Source organism: Dysgonomonas sp. HDW5A (genome assembly GCF_011299555.1).
GTDB lineage: Bacteria > Bacteroidota > Bacteroidia > Bacteroidales > Dysgonomonadaceae > Dysgonomonas_A.
Map to the genome: position 1 here is coordinate 3,291,225 of NZ_CP049857.1, position 16,858 is coordinate 3,308,082.

Annotated in this window: 15 protein-coding genes; 10 read left to right on the forward strand and 5 right to left on the reverse strand. The window is 36.5% G+C overall.

The window, feature by feature from the left end; genetic code table 11:
• Positions 1–135: 135 nt before the first annotated feature.
• Positions 136–831 carry a GDSL-type esterase/lipase family protein gene (locus G7050_RS13815; RefSeq protein ID WP_166116438.1) on the reverse strand — a complete coding sequence of 232 codons (696 nt, stop codon included), beginning with the start codon at positions 829–831 and terminating at the stop codon, positions 136–138.
• A gap of 226 nt (positions 832–1,057) precedes the next feature.
• Between G7050_RS13815 and G7050_RS13820 the strand changes: the two genes are divergently transcribed.
• The 5 genes from G7050_RS13820 (at position 1,058) to G7050_RS13840 (ending at position 7,600) form a co-directional block, all read left to right on the forward strand.
• Positions 1,058–1,828 carry a LytTR family DNA-binding domain-containing protein gene (locus tag G7050_RS13820; protein WP_166117731.1) on the forward strand — a complete coding sequence of 257 codons (771 nt, stop codon included), beginning with the start codon at positions 1,058–1,060 and terminating at the stop codon, positions 1,826–1,828.
• Between the two features lie 16 nt (positions 1,829–1,844).
• Positions 1,845–2,840 carry a sensor histidine kinase gene (locus tag G7050_RS13825; protein WP_166116440.1) on the forward strand — a complete coding sequence of 332 codons (996 nt, stop codon included), beginning with the start codon at positions 1,845–1,847 and terminating at the stop codon, positions 2,838–2,840.
• Between the two features lie 467 nt (positions 2,841–3,307).
• Complete coding sequence (locus G7050_RS13830) at positions 3,308–5,632, forward strand: TonB-dependent receptor (RefSeq protein WP_166116442.1); 2,325 nt, start codon at positions 3,308–3,310, stop codon at positions 5,630–5,632.
• A gap of 43 nt (positions 5,633–5,675) precedes the next feature.
• Positions 5,676–6,479, forward strand: coding sequence for a DUF4249 domain-containing protein (locus G7050_RS13835; RefSeq protein ID WP_255499151.1), 804 nt, complete (start codon positions 5,676–5,678; stop codon positions 6,477–6,479).
• 218 nt (positions 6,480–6,697) lie between these two features.
• Positions 6,698–7,600: a DMT family transporter gene (locus G7050_RS13840; RefSeq protein ID WP_166116444.1), complete on the forward strand. Its 903-nt coding sequence runs from the start codon at positions 6,698–6,700 to the stop codon at positions 7,598–7,600.
• Here the strand turns inward: G7050_RS13840 and G7050_RS13845 are convergent.
• Positions 7,594–8,211 carry a hypothetical protein gene (locus G7050_RS13845; RefSeq protein ID WP_166116446.1) on the reverse strand — a complete coding sequence of 206 codons (618 nt, stop codon included), beginning with the start codon at positions 8,209–8,211 and terminating at the stop codon, positions 7,594–7,596. The genes G7050_RS13840 and G7050_RS13845 overlap by 7 nt on opposite strands.
• Positions 8,212–8,443: 232 nt before the next feature.
• Here G7050_RS13845 and G7050_RS13850 point away from each other — a divergent pair, with 232 nt between their 5' ends.
• The 5 genes from G7050_RS13850 to G7050_RS13870 all read left to right on the forward strand — a co-directional run bounded on the left by G7050_RS13850 (position 8,444) and on the right by G7050_RS13870 (position 13,863).
• The gene (locus tag G7050_RS13850; RefSeq protein ID WP_166116448.1) at positions 8,444–9,238 is read left to right on the forward strand and encodes a thymidylate synthase; all 795 of its coding nucleotides are present in this window, start codon (positions 8,444–8,446) and stop codon (positions 9,236–9,238) included.
• Between the two features lie 529 nt (positions 9,239–9,767).
• Positions 9,768–10,349, forward strand: a complete 582-nt coding sequence (locus G7050_RS13855; protein ID WP_166116450.1) for a hypothetical protein — start codon at positions 9,768–9,770, stop codon at positions 10,347–10,349.
• Positions 10,350–10,368: 19 nt separating this feature from the next.
• Positions 10,369–11,859, forward strand: a complete 1,491-nt coding sequence (locus tag G7050_RS13860) for a hypothetical protein (protein WP_166116452.1) — start codon at positions 10,369–10,371, stop codon at positions 11,857–11,859.
• A gap of 18 nt (positions 11,860–11,877) precedes the next feature.
• Positions 11,878–12,456, forward strand: a complete 579-nt coding sequence (locus G7050_RS13865) for a hypothetical protein (RefSeq protein WP_166116454.1) — start codon at positions 11,878–11,880, stop codon at positions 12,454–12,456.
• 156 nt (positions 12,457–12,612) lie between these two features.
• Positions 12,613–13,863, forward strand: a complete 1,251-nt coding sequence (locus G7050_RS13870; protein WP_166116456.1) for a PLP-dependent transferase — start codon at positions 12,613–12,615, stop codon at positions 13,861–13,863.
• An 84-nt stretch (positions 13,864–13,947) separates the two neighbouring features.
• Here G7050_RS13870 and G7050_RS13875 read toward each other — a convergent pair whose 3' ends face one another.
• The 3 genes from G7050_RS13875 to uxuA form a co-directional block, all read right to left on the reverse strand.
• Complete coding sequence (locus G7050_RS13875; protein ID WP_166116458.1) at positions 13,948–14,592, reverse strand: rhomboid family intramembrane serine protease; 645 nt, start codon at positions 14,590–14,592, stop codon at positions 13,948–13,950.
• Between the two features lie 142 nt (positions 14,593–14,734).
• Positions 14,735–15,550, reverse strand: coding sequence for an SDR family oxidoreductase (locus tag G7050_RS13880; RefSeq protein WP_166116460.1), 816 nt, complete (start codon positions 15,548–15,550; stop codon positions 14,735–14,737).
• A 12-nt stretch (positions 15,551–15,562) separates the two neighbouring features.
• Positions 15,563–16,738 (reverse strand): mannonate dehydratase, encoded by a 1,176-nt coding sequence (gene uxuA / locus G7050_RS13885; RefSeq protein WP_166116462.1) that lies wholly within the window; start codon positions 16,736–16,738, stop codon positions 15,563–15,565.
• Between the last annotated feature and the right edge of the window lie 120 nt (positions 16,739–16,858).

Genomic DNA, 16,858 nt, shown 5'->3' on the forward strand with positions numbered 1-16,858 from the left:
TTTGTTTATTAATTGATCTGCAAATTATTTGCCATAGCTTGTTTTGTGTCAAAATGTCAGATTTAGAGTTCTGGATAAAAAAAGAGCATAGCCTTATGTGGCTATGCTCAGACAATATATCGCATTATCGCTTACTTATTGTTTTAATGCTTTATTAATAGCTTCTTTAGCCAAAGGTTCCATAATATGATATCCCTCTATGTTGGGATGCACACCGTCTTCTCCGTATTTTACGTCAAGACCATTGTCTTTATCTTTGAGTGCTGTGTGATAATCGATATAGGGAATGTGATTTGCATCGGCATAATTTTTAATTCTGCTATTCAGGTCTGTTACTTTACCGGCTACATCTGTAATGTCGGGATTCCAACGAAAATGATTGGTCGGAAGTACCGATCCCAGAACAACTCTAATGTCATTAGCTTGTGCCAATTGAACCATTGATATTATATTCCCTAATGTAATTTCAGGATCATATACGTTGGCATTTTCTGCAATATCATTTGTACCTGCATTTATAACAACTACGCGTGGTTTTAGTTTAATTACATCTTCTCTCATTCTGAGTAGCATTTGGGCACTTATTTGTCCGCTGATGCCTCTTCCCTCATAATTATTGTTCGTGAAAAAAACAGGATCAAGAGTTACCCAACCTTCGGTAATGGAGTTTCCGATAAATACTGTTTCGATTTGCTTTTTAGCTTCCACAAGTTCTTTGTTATTGGTTTTATAACGGTTAATATTTGCCCAATCGCGGTTTTGTGCGTGCAGCACCACTGTTGTAAAAAGAAGGGCAGAGATAAATAAAGCCTTTAAAATTGATGTTTTCATGTTTTGTTTATTGGTATTCCGGTATATATTAGCAATGAAAAATAGCTCGTAATCGAACTTAAAAGTATAAAAAAAATAGAAATGTGCATCAAATTTTTAATACAGGGTTCTATTTTCTGAAATTTATCAGTAGAATATTGAAGTCTGTCCGAAATAAAATTTTTGTGCAAAAAAAATATCTATAATGTTATACCTTTGACAATAAACTCTATTTTCCTAAAATATGATGCAAATTCATCAGCAGATAAAGTATCTGATTGTAGAAGACGAGCGATTGGCGTACGAGGAGTTGAAACGTATGGTTACTCATCTGCGTCCTGAATATGTTCTTTCCGAACGGACAGAGACTGTAGGGCAAACTGTTTCTTTCCTGAAAAACAATACGGTGGATCTTATTATGCTCGATATACGATTGGCGGACGGAGATTGCTTCGAAATATTCAATTATATTTCGATTAATACGCCTATTATTTTTACTACAGCTTATGACGAGCATGCGGTGCAAGCTTTCAAATTAAATAGTATCGATTATTTGTTGAAGCCTATAGAAGAGAATGATCTGACAAGTGCTTTGATAAAATATGAGCAGTTTTATCAATCGAAACAATCATCTTTTGATTATAAACAGTTGGGCGAAATAATAACACAAAAGGTAAAGAGCCGTTTTTTGATTCAGAAGGGCGATTCTTATTTTTATATTGAGGCTAAGGACATTGCTTTCTTTTATAGTGAGGATAAAGCTGTATTTCTTCATTCATTTGATAATAAACGCTACATTATTGATTATACGTTGGATGAATTGGATAAGCTTCTGGGGAAATCTATATTTTTTAGAGTCTCGCGCAATTGCATAACCAATATAAAGGCAATCAGAAATATTTCGAAGTTTTTTAATAGCCGTCTTAAACTCTCTTTTCAACCGGAATGCCCTCACGAAGTTTTAGTCAGCAGGGTACGGGTTTCCGATTTTTTGAAATGGGTTGATGATGTTGAATAACACAAGCGGAATAAATATGAAAACTGAAAAACACCCTATTGTCATTTTTGTAATATTGGTTGCACTTATGTCTCTCTTGTTTGAGTGGATATATGATATTATGACAGGTTTGGAGAGTGAAGACATGCTCGAACGGCTTCTTCTTGATTTACCCTTTGTTATGATTATGTCGTTGGTGAGTTTTTTAATTGTGCATAGTACCAATAAGTATTTCAGGTATAAAGATAATGTATATATACGTGTTCCTTTCGAACTGTTTATAGCGGTATCTTTTGCCGTTGTGTATTCAATATCCGTTAATTATTTTTTAGCCCCCTTGTTTGATGACGGTTGCGAACCGACATATTTGGAATCTGCTATTATGGTGGCTCTGGGCAATTTTTTTATTGTTTTGCTACTTGAGTTGTTTTTCTATAATAAACGGCAATTAAAATCGGAGAAGCACATTGCAATTATAGAGAAAGAGCGTGTAGAGTATTTATATGCGACTCTAAAGACTCAGGTCAATCCACATTTTTTATTCAATAGTCTCAATGTCTTGTCTTCGTTGATATTCGAAGATCCTCAAAGAGCTAATATATATACTAAGAAATTATCGAATATATATAGGTACTTTTTGTCTACTAACACACGATTGAGTGTATCGGTGGGAGAGGAAATATTGTTCCTTCAGTCTTATATTTATTTACTCCAGATAAGGTTCGAGGACGCTTTGAAAATTAATATAAATGGAAATACAGACATCCAAAAGCAGATAATTCCTGTTAGTATACAGTTATTGATCGAAAATGCAATTAAGCATAATGTTGCTTCTGTAGAACACCCATTAATTGTTGATGTGAATATATTTGCAGAAAATATAGAAGTTGTAAATAATCTTCAGCTACGTTTGAATGTCGAAAAGAGTGGTCACGGATTAAGTAATCTTCAGAAACAATATGCACTATATGATAAAAAGATAGAGGTTTCGAAAACAAAGGATCATTTCGGTGTACAGGTTCCTTACTTGTGACATATCATAATAATCTTGCAGTTTATCCTGTTAAAAGTGTAGTTCGTCATTAATCTCTTTACTATTGCGGTTATTTGTTATTCTTTTGTGATAAAATAGGGTGGTAAAGAAAATGATTAATGTATATCAAATAGACTTTCATAGACTTACCGGTTCTTTTAAGAGTTAAAAAAACTTATTCCGTATTTGTATTGCCTATAGGCCTCATATCTTTGCGCCATAAAAACAGTAAGAAGCATACATTTGTGCCCTTGATTATATTTATAATCAAAAAGACAGATTATTGCATTATTTTATTGTTAAAGACGGAGCTTTTAAACTCATAGAGCTTTTGTGTTGCTATAGGTTAAACAATTAGAGCTGGGTATATGGGGATAGGAACGTACATTAAATACTTTTTAGTTACTTAATATCTTTGCAGCTCGCGAAAAAATATAAAACAGACAACATCTAATTTAAATACTATAATGAGCAAAATTTTTAGGTTGAGTTTTTGGGTTACATTATTGTTTTTCTTGCCTTTTGTGGCAGTGGCACAAAACTATACTGTACGAGGAAAAATTACAGATGAAAGGACAAAAGATCCTTTAATAGGGGTGCCTGTAGCAGTAACCGAAAAGTTATCTACCGGAGTTTTTACGAATCAGGATGGTGAGTATAAAATTACTTTACCAAAGGGGGACTATACTTTAGTCGTGAAATATGTCGGCTATGAGGATAAAAAAGTAAAGATATCTTTGACTAAGGATATTATCGAAAATGTGTCGCTTAAATCTTCTTCTATTGATTTGAATGAGGTGGTGGTATCTTCGAGACGTGCCGATGAAAATGTAGCCGGAGTACAAACCGGCGTAGAGAAAATGAGTATTCAGGAAATTAATCAGTTGCCTGTACTCTTCGGAGAACGCGACGTTGTAAAAGCTATTCAATTGATGCCCGGTGTTAAATCGGCCGGAGAGGGTGGAACCGGCTTTTATGTTCGGGGAGGTAGTGCCGATCAGAATCTTGTTTTACTTGATAATGTAGGTATATATAATGCTTCTCACTTGATGGGATTCTTTTCGGCTTTCAATTCAGATATGGTTAGAGATGTTACCTTGTATAAAGGAGCTTTACCTTCGCAATACGGAGAGCGTTTGTCTTCAATTCTTGATGTGCAAATGCGAGACGGAGATAATCAGGATTATCATGTAAATGGAGGGTTGGGTCTTATCTCTTCGAAATTAAATGTTGAAGGTCCTATTAAGAAAGGTAAATCCAGTTTTATAGTAGGAGCAAGACGTACTTATGCCGATGTGATAGCTCGTGCATTTGGATCGGAAGATGTGAAAAATACTACATTGTATTTTTATGACTTGAATATGAAATTAAACTTCAACCTATCGGATAAAGATCGTTTGACTTTTACCGCATATTCGGGTATGGATAAGCTGGGTATAACCGATGTGGTGGATACTGATTGGGGTAACACTGTGGGGACGCTTAAATGGACCAGACTGATGGGGCATAAATGGACTTCTTCTACAGCTTTAATCTACAATAGATATTCATACAATGTGGCAGTAGACATGAATCAGGATTTGCGTATATCATCTATAATAAATGATTATGCTTTGAAACAGGAGTTTACTTTTACGCAAAACAGCGTTTCTTCATGGAAATTCGGAGTACATTCTACTTATCATGATATGGCTCCCGGAAAGTTTGATGTAGCAGAAGATAAAGGTGTCTCTAAACATCTGAAAAATAAATATTCATGGGAAAATGGATTGTATGCTTCGAATACGGTGAAAGCAACCGATCGTCTCGAAATAATGTACGGGTTGAGATTGTCTGCTTTTTCGGTTCTGGGAGCGGGAGATTTCTATAATCTGAATGAAAATCACGAGGTAATTGATACTGTATCTTATAAGTCGGGCGAGTTTGTGAAAACATATTTCAACTTAGAGCCACGTCTTTCTATGGCATATCGTTTGAATGAGGTATCTTCTATAAAAGCAGCTTATGCACGCACTACTCAAAGTATGCACTTGCTTTCTAATCCTACATTTGCTTCGCCTTTTGACCGATGGGTACCTACTTCAAATAATATAAAACCTCAGATTGCGGATCAATTTACATTGGGTTATTTCCGTAATTTTGCCAATAATCTGTTTGAATTTAGTGCCGAGGTATATTATAAAGACATGAGAAATCAGATCGATTTTAAAGACAATGCACTGACTTTTACTAATGATGATGTGGAAACCGAGCTGTTATTTGGTAAGGGTAGGGCATATGGAATTGAATTGATGTTGAAGAAGCGTGTTGGAAGATTCTCAGGATGGGTTAGTTATACTTTATCTAAATCTGAAAAAAAGATTGACGGGATCAATAATAATAAATGGTATGATGCCGTTCAGGATAGAACACATGACATTTCGTTTGTAGCTATGTATAGTTTGAATGAAAAATGGAACTTATCGGCTGCCTTTGTATATTATACAGGAAATGCGGTTACTTATCCAAGTGGAAAATACCAGGTTGATGGTAAAGAAGTGGTATATTATACGGAGAGAAACGGTTACAGGGCTCCCGATTATCATCGCCTGGATTTAGGTGCAACTTGTGTTCTAAAGAAAACAAAGAAATTCTATTCCGAATTGGCATTTAGTTTATATAATGCCTATGGACGTGAAAATGCTTATATGATTGAATTCAGAACCAATGATGACGATCCTTCTAAATCTACAGCTTATCAGTATTCTTTGTTCCGTTTTGTTCCATCTATTTCTTGGAATTTCAGGTTCTAATTATAGATTGCACATTATTTATAAATTAAAAATTCAGATAAAAATGAGTATCAATAAATATATACTAACCATTGTTGCAATAGCATCTGCGTTTATATTCACATCTTGTGAAAAGGAGATAGATGTGGATCTTAAATCCTCAGAGCCTAAGCTGGTGATCGAAGGGCTTATAGCCGCCGATTCGCTTGCTACGGTAAGGCTTACTATGTCGAAGGACTTTAGCGGTAATAATACATTCGATCCTGTTTTGGGTGCTCTTGTTTCCGTTTCGGATGATAAAGGAAATACTGAAATCTTAAAGATTGACACTTCGGGCATTTATAAAGCACAAAATTTGAGAGGTGTTCCCGGACGTACTTACAATCTCAAAATAAATGTCGATGGGCAAGAATATACGGCATCATCTACCATGTCTCCGCATACGGTGAAGATCGATTCTATTACCATGTATTATATTCCTTTATTTAAATATGCTTGTCCGATGATTCATTTTCAGGATCCTAAAGGGTCTAAAAATTATTATCGTGAGTTACTTTATATAAATGGCAAACGTAAAAAACTAGACGAAGATGCTACTGATACCGATGATCGTGAGGGTTTTTATCTTAGTCGTCTAGTTCCGGCTTTTAAAGAAAATGGCAGTGACGAGGATCCAATAAAAAAGGGAGATACTATTACAGTAGAACATCAGTTATTAGACAAAGGTGCATACACTTTCTTCGAAACTTTGGGACGCATAGGTAATTCTCAAACTAACCCTACAAACAATATTGTGGGAGGTGCTTTAGGGTATTTCAGTGCTTATACTTTCGATCGTAAGACTGTGATTGCCGATTGGCCCGAATAAGTAAGGTAAATATATTCTTTCATAAAAATAGCCCTTGCAGTTTTTTACTGTGAGGGTTGTTTTTTTGATCAAAGTGTTATAACTTTGCACCCCAGATAAGGTTTTTCGCGCTGTATCCCAACATTAGGGAAGAGAATTGGGGATATATGCAACCTTTTGTAAATTTTTAGTTTTTACATGCCCTAATAGTTTAATGTAAAATTTAAATTATTTGAGTAATGAAGAAAAGTAGAATTTACTTAGCTCTTTTAATTCTAGGTACCGCTTTTTGGGGAATCTCATTCCCACTTGTTAAGGAAGGCATCTCTATTGTACATCCGTTTTCATTTTTAATGTATCGTTTTTTACTGGCTGCACTGGTTTTATCTGTCTTGTTTTTTAAGCAGTTGAAACTAATCAATTGGCAAACCATAAAATATGGTGTGTGGGTAGGTATACCTCTTTTGTTGGCTATCTTATTACAAACTATTGGTTTGCAGTATACATCATCAGCTAACGCTTCTTTTATTTCGGGTATGGACGTACTACTGATACCCATTTTGAAATTCTTTGTATTTCGTAAATCGATCAAGCCAAAAACTTGGCTGGCATGTACAATGGCATTAATCGGTTTGTATGTAATTGCTATGGCTTCGGCAGGTAGTGGATTCAATAGGGGAGATATGTATGCCGTAGGCGGGGCAATTGCCTTTGCTGCTTATGTGCTACTGGTCGGAAAATATAATCGTAAGGTCGAAACCATATCATTAGTAATTGTACAGTTGTATACATGCACAATAGTATATGCTGTGCTTGCTTTTATGACGGTTGATGTTAACCACTTAGTGTTACCTATGGATTGGAATGTGTGGAGAGCTGTTTTATTTACAGGTATATTTGCTACAGCTTATATGTATGGAATGCAAAATGTGTCCCAAAAATACATAGAAGAAGAAAAAGTAGCCTTAACTTATTTGTGTGAACCTATTTTTGCAACCATAGCTGCTTATGTGCTGATTAGCGAACCTATCACTATTCGTACCATTATTGGAGGAAGTCTTATTCTTCTTTCCATGTTTATTTCGGAGTACCGCTTTAAGTATATTCCGTTTTTGAATGCGGCAGATAAGGTCCATCAGTGACAAAATGAAATAAGGCTCAGATTGTTTTCATAACAGAAGTCTATATTATCTTTAAAGCCTTTGATGCTATTGTATACAAAGGCTTTAATTTCGTCTTTTTCGCTTTGGGTATGCCATAAAAGTTCTATTTGATTGTTTGACAATACCACCTCCTGTAAGTCATTGCTTAACTGACTTATATCGGAATGGGTTATAGCTCCGGCTAATGGAAATGTAGCTACATCGGGTAGGCCTAAATCAGGGAAATTATTGAGTAATATCTCTGCAACAGTGGTTTCGATTCCAAAGTCAGATCTCAGATAATTATCTATCAGTTCGGTTTCGTTGTCTAATTCTATATCCTGATTGTATGGTAGCTGATGTCCGACAAAAGCAAAAATAGAGATTAGAGCATACCAATAGGCATGAGCTGAATGTTTGCGGTAAGGTTCCCCATGTATAATGTGACGCAGAGCTTCTCTGGTTGATATGTGATTTTCGAAATCTTGGCTTGCGTAGTTTTTAAATACTTCATTATCTTGAATTTGATCGAATAATAAAGAATCGCATGAATCAAAAACTTGTTTAACCTTCTCGACATCGGCAGCGAATGAAAAAATACAGTATCCCATAATGTTACTAAAGTTTGACGTTAAAAAAGTATTTGACTTTTTTGGCTAAGGGTCACAATATATGAAATATATTATTGACAATGATCTAAAATTATGCTATTTTTGAACATATTTATAAAGCATGTTTTGCAAATTTATTCTCATTTATGGCTATTCAAAATGTCATAATGGAAGTTTCTTATAACTTTGTAATGCGGCAATAAAACTTTAATAATACTTAATAGCGAAAAAAATGAAGCAATATATAGATTTAGTACAACGTGTTCTGACCGAAGGAGTCAAGAAAGAAGATCGTACCGGTACCGGAACCATAAGTGTATTTGGTCATCAAAGCCGTTATAATTTGGCGGATGGTTTTCCTTTGGTTACGACTAAAAAGCTGCACTTAAAATCTATCATCTATGAATTGTTGTGGTTTTTGGCAGGAGACACCAATGCTAAATATTTGCAGGATAACGGAGTCCGTATCTGGAATGAATGGGCTGACGAGAATGGAGATCTAGGTCATATTTACGGGTTTCAATGGCGTTCGTGGCCCGATTATAAAGGAGGGCACATCGATCAGATTACTGAGGTTGTAAATTCTATTAAAAATAATCCCGATTCGCGTCGTCTGATTGTTAGTGCGTGGAATGTAGCAGACATTCAGAATATGAATCTGCCTCCTTGTCACGCATTTTTTCAGTTTTATGTAGCTGATGGTAAATTAAGCCTGCAATTGTATCAACGAAGTGCGGATATATTTCTGGGAGTACCTTTCAATATTGCATCTTATGCCTTACTACTTCAAATGATGGCTCAAGTTACAGGACTTGAGGCGGGCGAATTTGTGCATACTTTGGGAGATGCACACATATATACTAATCATATCGATCAGTTGAAAATGCAAATAGAACGTGATTTGAGAACTTTACCTAAAATGATCATTAATCCCGATGTAAAAAGCATATTCGATTTTAAATACGAAGACTTCAAATTAGAAGGATACGATCCGCATCCTCATATAAAAGGAGAAGTTGCTGTTTGATACTATATGCAAATCGAAAGAGACAAATTTTATAAATGAAAGTTTGTCTCTTTCGGTATAAATACTAACTTTGCCCTTGTAAAATAACTCTTTACGCTGATAATGACAACGAAATTAACAAACATATTGACCTGTAATAATCTAAATTTTAACTATTTAGGTTTGGTAATGTGCGTTGAAATATTAGAGAGAGAGAGAGAGAGAGAGAGAGAGAGAGAGAGAGAGAGAGTTAACTAGCAACCGTGCTGGTAATAAAAATATTTTAGGCGGATTTTTCCGTCTTTTTTTGTTTGTGTGTCTTTTATACACACAAATTTGTTGTAAACAATATTTCCCCTATAAATACATTGATAGTTGTTTGAGTAAACGTTTCCGTATTACCGATTTGTTTTTTGTTGTCGTTCAAAATTGGTATGAATTATGCGTTTACTTATGGCACAGCTATGTTTGGCAGCAGCTTGTAGTGATTACAGGCTGCTGCTTTTTCTCTAAAATATCGGAAAATCTACTAACTAATTCATATAAACAAATGAAAACTATCTTGTTACTGATCTTAACTTTTATCGTAATTCCCCTTTACCCCCAGGTCGGAATCAATACCAAAACCCCTCATAGCAGTGCTGCTCTGGAGATAACTAGTCCCACTAACAATCAAGGTGTGCTTTTACCCCGCATGAATACTACCTCCAAACAAGCTATTGCCAGTCCGGCTTCGGGACTGTTAGTGTATGATACCGACAAGCAATGCCTCTCTCAAAATGTAGGTAGTGAAACGAATCCTGTTTGGATATGCTTGGCACAGAATCAGACACGTTTTTTTTACATGCCTTCTGTTGCAATCAGTGCCAAAACGCTTGGAGTAGTTGCCACACCTTTAGATCTTTATAACGAATACAAAAAACAATTTGCTACTCCTATGGCCAAAAGTGTCAGTGCTCCGGTGGCTATTCCTTATTTTCCTGCGGCAGCCGATCTGCACTATTATATTACTTATTATGATTCGGATGTTATTAAGATCAACAGTGTAAGCAATGATGGAAAAGTGAGCTATGAAATTATAAAAGTGGCTGATTATAATTCGTTTATGAACGTTGTGTTTGTCGTGAAATAAGCATATTAATTTTATTGTAATGAAAAAAATAATACTCATATTATTGCTAATACTTACCCAGCAGGTTTATTCTCAAAAAGAAGCGTACCACTGGTATTTCGGAACTAATACAGGTCTAGATTTTTCTAATACTCATACAGAATCAACTTCGCTGGGAAATGTTTTAGGAGTGCCAAATACTGTTCAGGGGCCCATAAATACTTTTGAAGGTTGTTTTTCCATATCAGATAAAAATGGTAATTTTTTGTTTGCTTCCGATGGAATGACCGTTTATAATAAGAACCTGGCAGTTATGCAAAATGGTACCGGGCTTTTCGGGCATCCATCTTCTACCAATTCGGGTATTGTCATTCCTGTGCCCGATAATCCGGCCTTATATTATATTGTAACGGCTCCCGATCGAAATAATACAGCACCGGGTCTTTGTTATTCGACAGTAAATATGTCTGCCAATGGAGGACTGGGAGCTGTGGTATTAAAAAACGTATCTCTCACATTTGGAAGTTCCGGTTATCCCATTAATCATGCATATGAAAACCTAACTGCCGTAGGGCACGCCAACGGAAAAGATTATTGGGTGATAAGTCGTGTCAGAAGTAAAATATTTGCTTGGCTGATTACCTCTGCGGGGATCAATGTTAATCCTGTGATTTCAGAAATTGGAATGGATTTAGGGATTCCAACAGTTGCACCCAGTAGTATAGGGGTAGGGGCGATTAAAATTTCACCTGACGGTAAACGCATTATTCATGCCGATTACCGATTTGGATCGGATCATTATCTAACTATAGGAAACTTTGACACCTCTACGGGTAAAGCTTCAAGCTTTCAGTTCGTGTCTACTTTTCTGGAGCATTTATATAGTCTCGAATTTTCTCCCACTGCTAACTATCTTTATTTTACGGCTATTGAGAGAGAACATCGAGGACTTTATGTTAAGCCGATTAATAATATATCAGCTCCATTTACAAAAATCTTATCTAATATAGATAATGTACAACTTGGACCCGATAATAGAATTTATGCTATTGGAAATATGCAGTCTTCTTTATGGATTATTCTGGATCCTGATAACGGCGGAAAACAAATAGCCGAAGTTCCCAATAAGTTTGTATCTCCTCGTTTGCCAAAGTTGGGACTTCCTCCCTTCATAACCTCTTTCTTTAATATAAAACCGATAAAAGGGAAAGAGTTGGTTTGTGTAGGTAATGATGCCGAATACAGTGTCGAGATTCCCTCTATTGGCAGTGGAACCCAGCAAATAGCTTATCTCGAATGGGATTTCGGAGACGGAACACCTGTCGTAAAAGATTATAATATGAGTGCTTCGGTAACAACATATAAACAAATCCATAAATATGAAAATAAAGGTATTTATACTATTCGGGTTACCCCTTATATGGTTAATGGCCTACCCGAAAATAGTAAAATTACCACTATAGCCTCTACTATAGCCGAATGTAAAATAGTTACCAATAAAATGATCAGAAGTGACCTCTTACCTAATTAATCTACAATAATAACCAAGATGAATAGAATCATATTACTTACGCTTACCTTGTTTCTTTCTCATTTGGCTCATAGCCAAATCGGAGTGAATACCGAAAGCCCTCATAGTACTGCCGCCCTCGAAATCAACAGCCCTAACCAGGGAGTTCTTCTTCCGAGGCTTACCACTCTTGATAAAGAATCTATAGCTACACCTGCAAATGGACTACTGGTTTATGACACCGATAAGCAATGTATATCTCAGAATATTGGCACGGAAACCAATCCTCAATGGATTTGTCTGACCCAAAATCAGACACGCTTCTTTTATATGCCCTCAATAAATATTCCGACACCTAATTTAGGAGTTGTATCTACTCCGCTGGATCTTTATGAAGAATATAAGAAACAGTTTAATATTCCGGCAGGTAAAAATCCAACAGCACCTGCTAATATACCCTATTATACGAGTGCCGATCAGTTATATTATTATGTTACCTATTACGATAAGAATGTAATGAATATTACTAATATCAGTGATGACGGGAAGGTTAGTTATTCTATAATAAAAAAGGCTGATTATGATACTTATATGAATGTTATCTTTGTAATTAAATAACAAGAGGAGATGTCCTTTGTATTTTTCAGCAAGAGACATACTTTGTTTTCAGGTATTTATTTTCATATAAAACTTCGATATATTTTCTTTAAAAGAGAAAGTTTATTTCTAAATATACTACCTTTGGTAGTAGAAATAATATAGAGTATTGTTATTATGGAATTAGAAGATTGTCAAAGCGAGAAATTTGCTACTCGTATAATTGGGGCTAAGTTTAAAAAGGAAGATGCACATGGAGCTATCAGTATGCCTATCTATCGGAATGCAGCATTTGAATATCCATCTTCGGAAGCAATTGCAAATGCTTTTCAAAATAAAACCGATAGCCATACGTATACCCGTATATCTAACCCTACGGTCGAAAATCTGGAGTTGAGAATAAAAGCGGCATCCGGTGCCGAAAATGTGATGCTCGTAAGTTCGGGTATGGCTTCTATCTCAAATACGTTTATGGCACTGGCTTATGCAGGTAGTAATATTGTAACATCTCCTCATTTATTTGGCAACACTTTCTCCTTATTTCAATTTACATTGGCAGAATTCGGAGTAGAGGTAAGATTTGTAAATACAGATAACTTATCGGAAATAGAATCTGCTATTGATGATAATACTTGTGCTTTCTTTTGTGAGTTGATAACCAATCCTCATATGGAGATAGCAGATCTTCCTAAGATTTCTGCCATAACCAAAGCAAAAGGCGTTCCTTTAATTGTAGATACTACGATTGTACCTTGGTGCGGATTCTCTGCTAAGAAACAGGGTGTAGATATCGAGGTTGTTTCCACTACCAAATACGTATCGGGTGGTGCAACGAGTGTTGGTGGTGCTATTCTCGATTATGGAACTTTTGACTGGTCGAAAAATAAGAAGTTGTCGAAAGTAATACCTGCTGCTTCGATGTCGGCATTTATGTTTAAAATAAAACGCGAGATTGCCCGTAATATGGGTGCTTGCATGGATTCCGAAACGGCATCATTGCAGGCTCTGGGAATGGAATCACTACAATTGCGTTTCAACCATATGTCGCAGACAGCCTATGAGTTGGCTCAATATCTTTCGGATATTGATAAAGTAAAGAAGGTGGGATATACTAAATTGGATAGTTCGCCTTATAAAAAGATTTCCGATCAATTGTTTCCCTCTAACCCGGGTGCCATGCTCACTTTTAACCTGGCAGCGAAAGAAGATTGTTACCGTTTTATGGATCGTTTGAAAGTTATTCGCAGAGCAACCAATTTGTTTGATAATAAGACTTTGATTATACATCCCGAATCTACTATCTATGGTACTTTTACTGCCGAAATGAAGCAAGTGATGGGTATCGAAGATAATCTGTTGCGCTTGTCGGTAGGTCTTGAAGATATAGAAGACTTGAAGAAAGATATTATACAGGCTTTAGCTTATTAAAGCTATAAGTACCAATATAATAAAATCCCGATCAAATTTAACTCGATCGGGATTTTTGTTTCTCTGCCATAAAAAGGCTGTGACTTATTTTTCTTTATATACGAAATACCCTAAAGCAATAATAGGCATCGACATTAATGCAATAAAATAGCCGTGTACAAGCAGTATCTGTGGTATAAATAATATGGCTAGCAGTAAACCTACAACAGCACCTCCTAAGTGTGCAGCATGTCCTATATTTCCCAATGATTTTTTCATGCCGTATACCGAATATGCCAAGTATAGTATTCCAAATACCCAACCCGGCATAGGGATAAAGAAGAAACCGATAAGGCTGTTAGGACTCATGGCAATAGAAGCGAATAATACGCCACATACACCTCCTGAAGCTCCTATGGCAGTATAAATTGAATCTCTGCGATACATCCACAACGATACTGTGTTACCTCCTATAATAGCAGCCAGATATAGTATAAGGAATTTTACAGGACCAATCTGAAAAACCAGCGTAGGTGCAAAAAAGTACAACGTAAGCATATTAAATAACAGGTGCATAAGGTCGGCATGCAGAAAAGCAGCCGTAAGCATTCTGTCGTATTGTTTCAATTCGAGGATAGCATAAGTACTAAACTTATATCGATCAAAGAATTGTCTGTTATTAAAACCAATATAACTTGTAATGGCTGTAATAATTATAATTGCAAAAATTAGAAGATTTCCTAAATCCATTTGTACTATTTTTAGTTCGATGCAAAAATAACATAATATTTGAATTCCTTGTGCATACTTCAAATAGAATGCCAATAAACGAAAAATAAAAGCCCCGGTAGAATCGCGACCGGTAATGGAAGGTAGCTTCTTGATAATTTATTTACACACCGCTAAAAGCCGAAAATCCGCCATCAACAGGAAGAACCACTCCTGTAATAAAGCTCGCTGCCGGACTGCAAAGAAATTGTACAGCTCCGTTCAACTCTGTAATATCTCCGAAACGATTCATCGGTGTTTTTGCTAAAACCTTTTGGCTTCGTTCGGTTAATGAGCCATCGGGGTTAATGAGCACCGCTCTGTTCTGATCTCCGATGAAGAAACCGGGAGCGAGAGCGTTTACTCGTATGCCGTCTCCGTATTTCAAAGCCATTTCGGTAGCCAACCATTGAGTGAAATTGCTTATTCCTGTTTTGGCGACCGAATAACCGGGTACTCGGGTTATAGCCGAATAGGCAGCCATAGAGGAGATGTTTATAATGCTTCCGCTTTTTTGTTCTGCCATTACTTTTCCGAATACCATAGACGGATAAACCGTACCATTGAGGTTGAGGCTGGTTACTTTTTCCCAATCCGAAATTTTCATATCGTGAAAAGGTTGGTCGGGGGCTAATGTTGCTCCAGGCATATTTCCACCTGCTATATTCAGCAGTATATCGATGCGTCCCCATTTGGTAAGAATTTCCTGTGCTACTTTTTCGAGGCTTTCTATATCAAGCACATTGCCTATTATTCCGATTGCCTCGCCTCCTAAGTCCGTAAGCTCTTTGATTCTTACATCCAATTGCTCCTGACGAATGTCTATGGCAACTACTTTGGCTCCTGCCTCTACAAAACTTTTGGCTATACTGCCACCGAGAACACCTCCGGCTCCTGTAATAACAGCTACTTTGCCTGCGATACTAAATATTTCGTTCATCTTTTATTTTATTTATTGTTTCTTTAAATTTTCATTTACAACAGCCATTACACCATCTAATTGGGCTAGGGCATACATACGCCCATAAAAAGAGTAACCGGGATTATATCCTTTTTCCCCATCGTCTAACATCAAACGACCATGATCGACACGCATAGGTAATTTCGGGTTTTCTTTCTCAAATACCCTTACAACATCTATCAAATGTCCTCTGCCTTCCAAATGAGGAGCTTCTATAAAGTTGCCGTTTTCAAGAATATCTGTACTGCGGAGATGCACAAAGTGCGTGCGTGAAGCAAATTTCGCAGCCAATTCGGGTACATTGTTGTGAATACCCGAACTTAGCGATCCTGCACAGAATGTCAGTCCGTTATGTGGATTATCGACAGCTTTTAAAATCCAGCTAATATCATCGCCACCGGTCACTATACGAGGTAAGCCCAACATCTGGTAGGGTGGGTCGTCGGGATGTACGCACATATTCACGCCGTATTCTTCGCAGACAGGCATTATCTGTTCTAAGAAGTATTTCATGTTTTGACGTAATGTATCACGATTTATACCCTCATATAGCGAAAGCAGACGCTTGAAAATAGCTACGGGATTTTTATCTCCTTCTTTGATATTACCATTTATAAAACCTTGTGTTTTTACGATAATAGTGTCTATTAAAGCGTCTTTTTCGGCTTCGGTTATTGTTTGACCGAGTTCTTTTACCCGTTCTAACTCTTCGGCTGTATAGTCTTTTTCTGCACCATCACGTTGAAGAATATAGCAGTCGAAATAAGCAAAGCGAGTTTTATCGAAATAAAGGGATGAAGTACCATCTTCCCAAGGATATTCGAGATCGGTACGAATCCAGTCGATCACAGGCATAAAGTTGTAGCACACTGTTTTAATACCTGCTTTTCCCAGATTTTCGAGACTTGTTTTGTAGTTTTCGATTAATTTGTCTCTGTCTTCTCCTGCATATTTTATGGCTTCGCTAACAGGTAGACTCTCGACCACCGACCACCGAAGCCCTGCATCCTCTATATACTTTTTCAGATCGAGAATAGCCTCTAGAGTCCATACTTCGCCGTTGGGCACATCGTGCAGAGCGGTGACAATACCCTCCACTCCTATCTGCCTGAGCATCGATAGGGTTATTTTATCTTTTTTTCCAAACCATCTCCAAGTTTTTTCCATATTAAAGTTTAAATATTAAGTACAAGAAAATATTTAATGATAAATTTTAAATGCATAACAACTTATCGCTGTTTTGCTTGCCAAAGCAATAAATAGTTCTACGAACTTATTTATATCAAT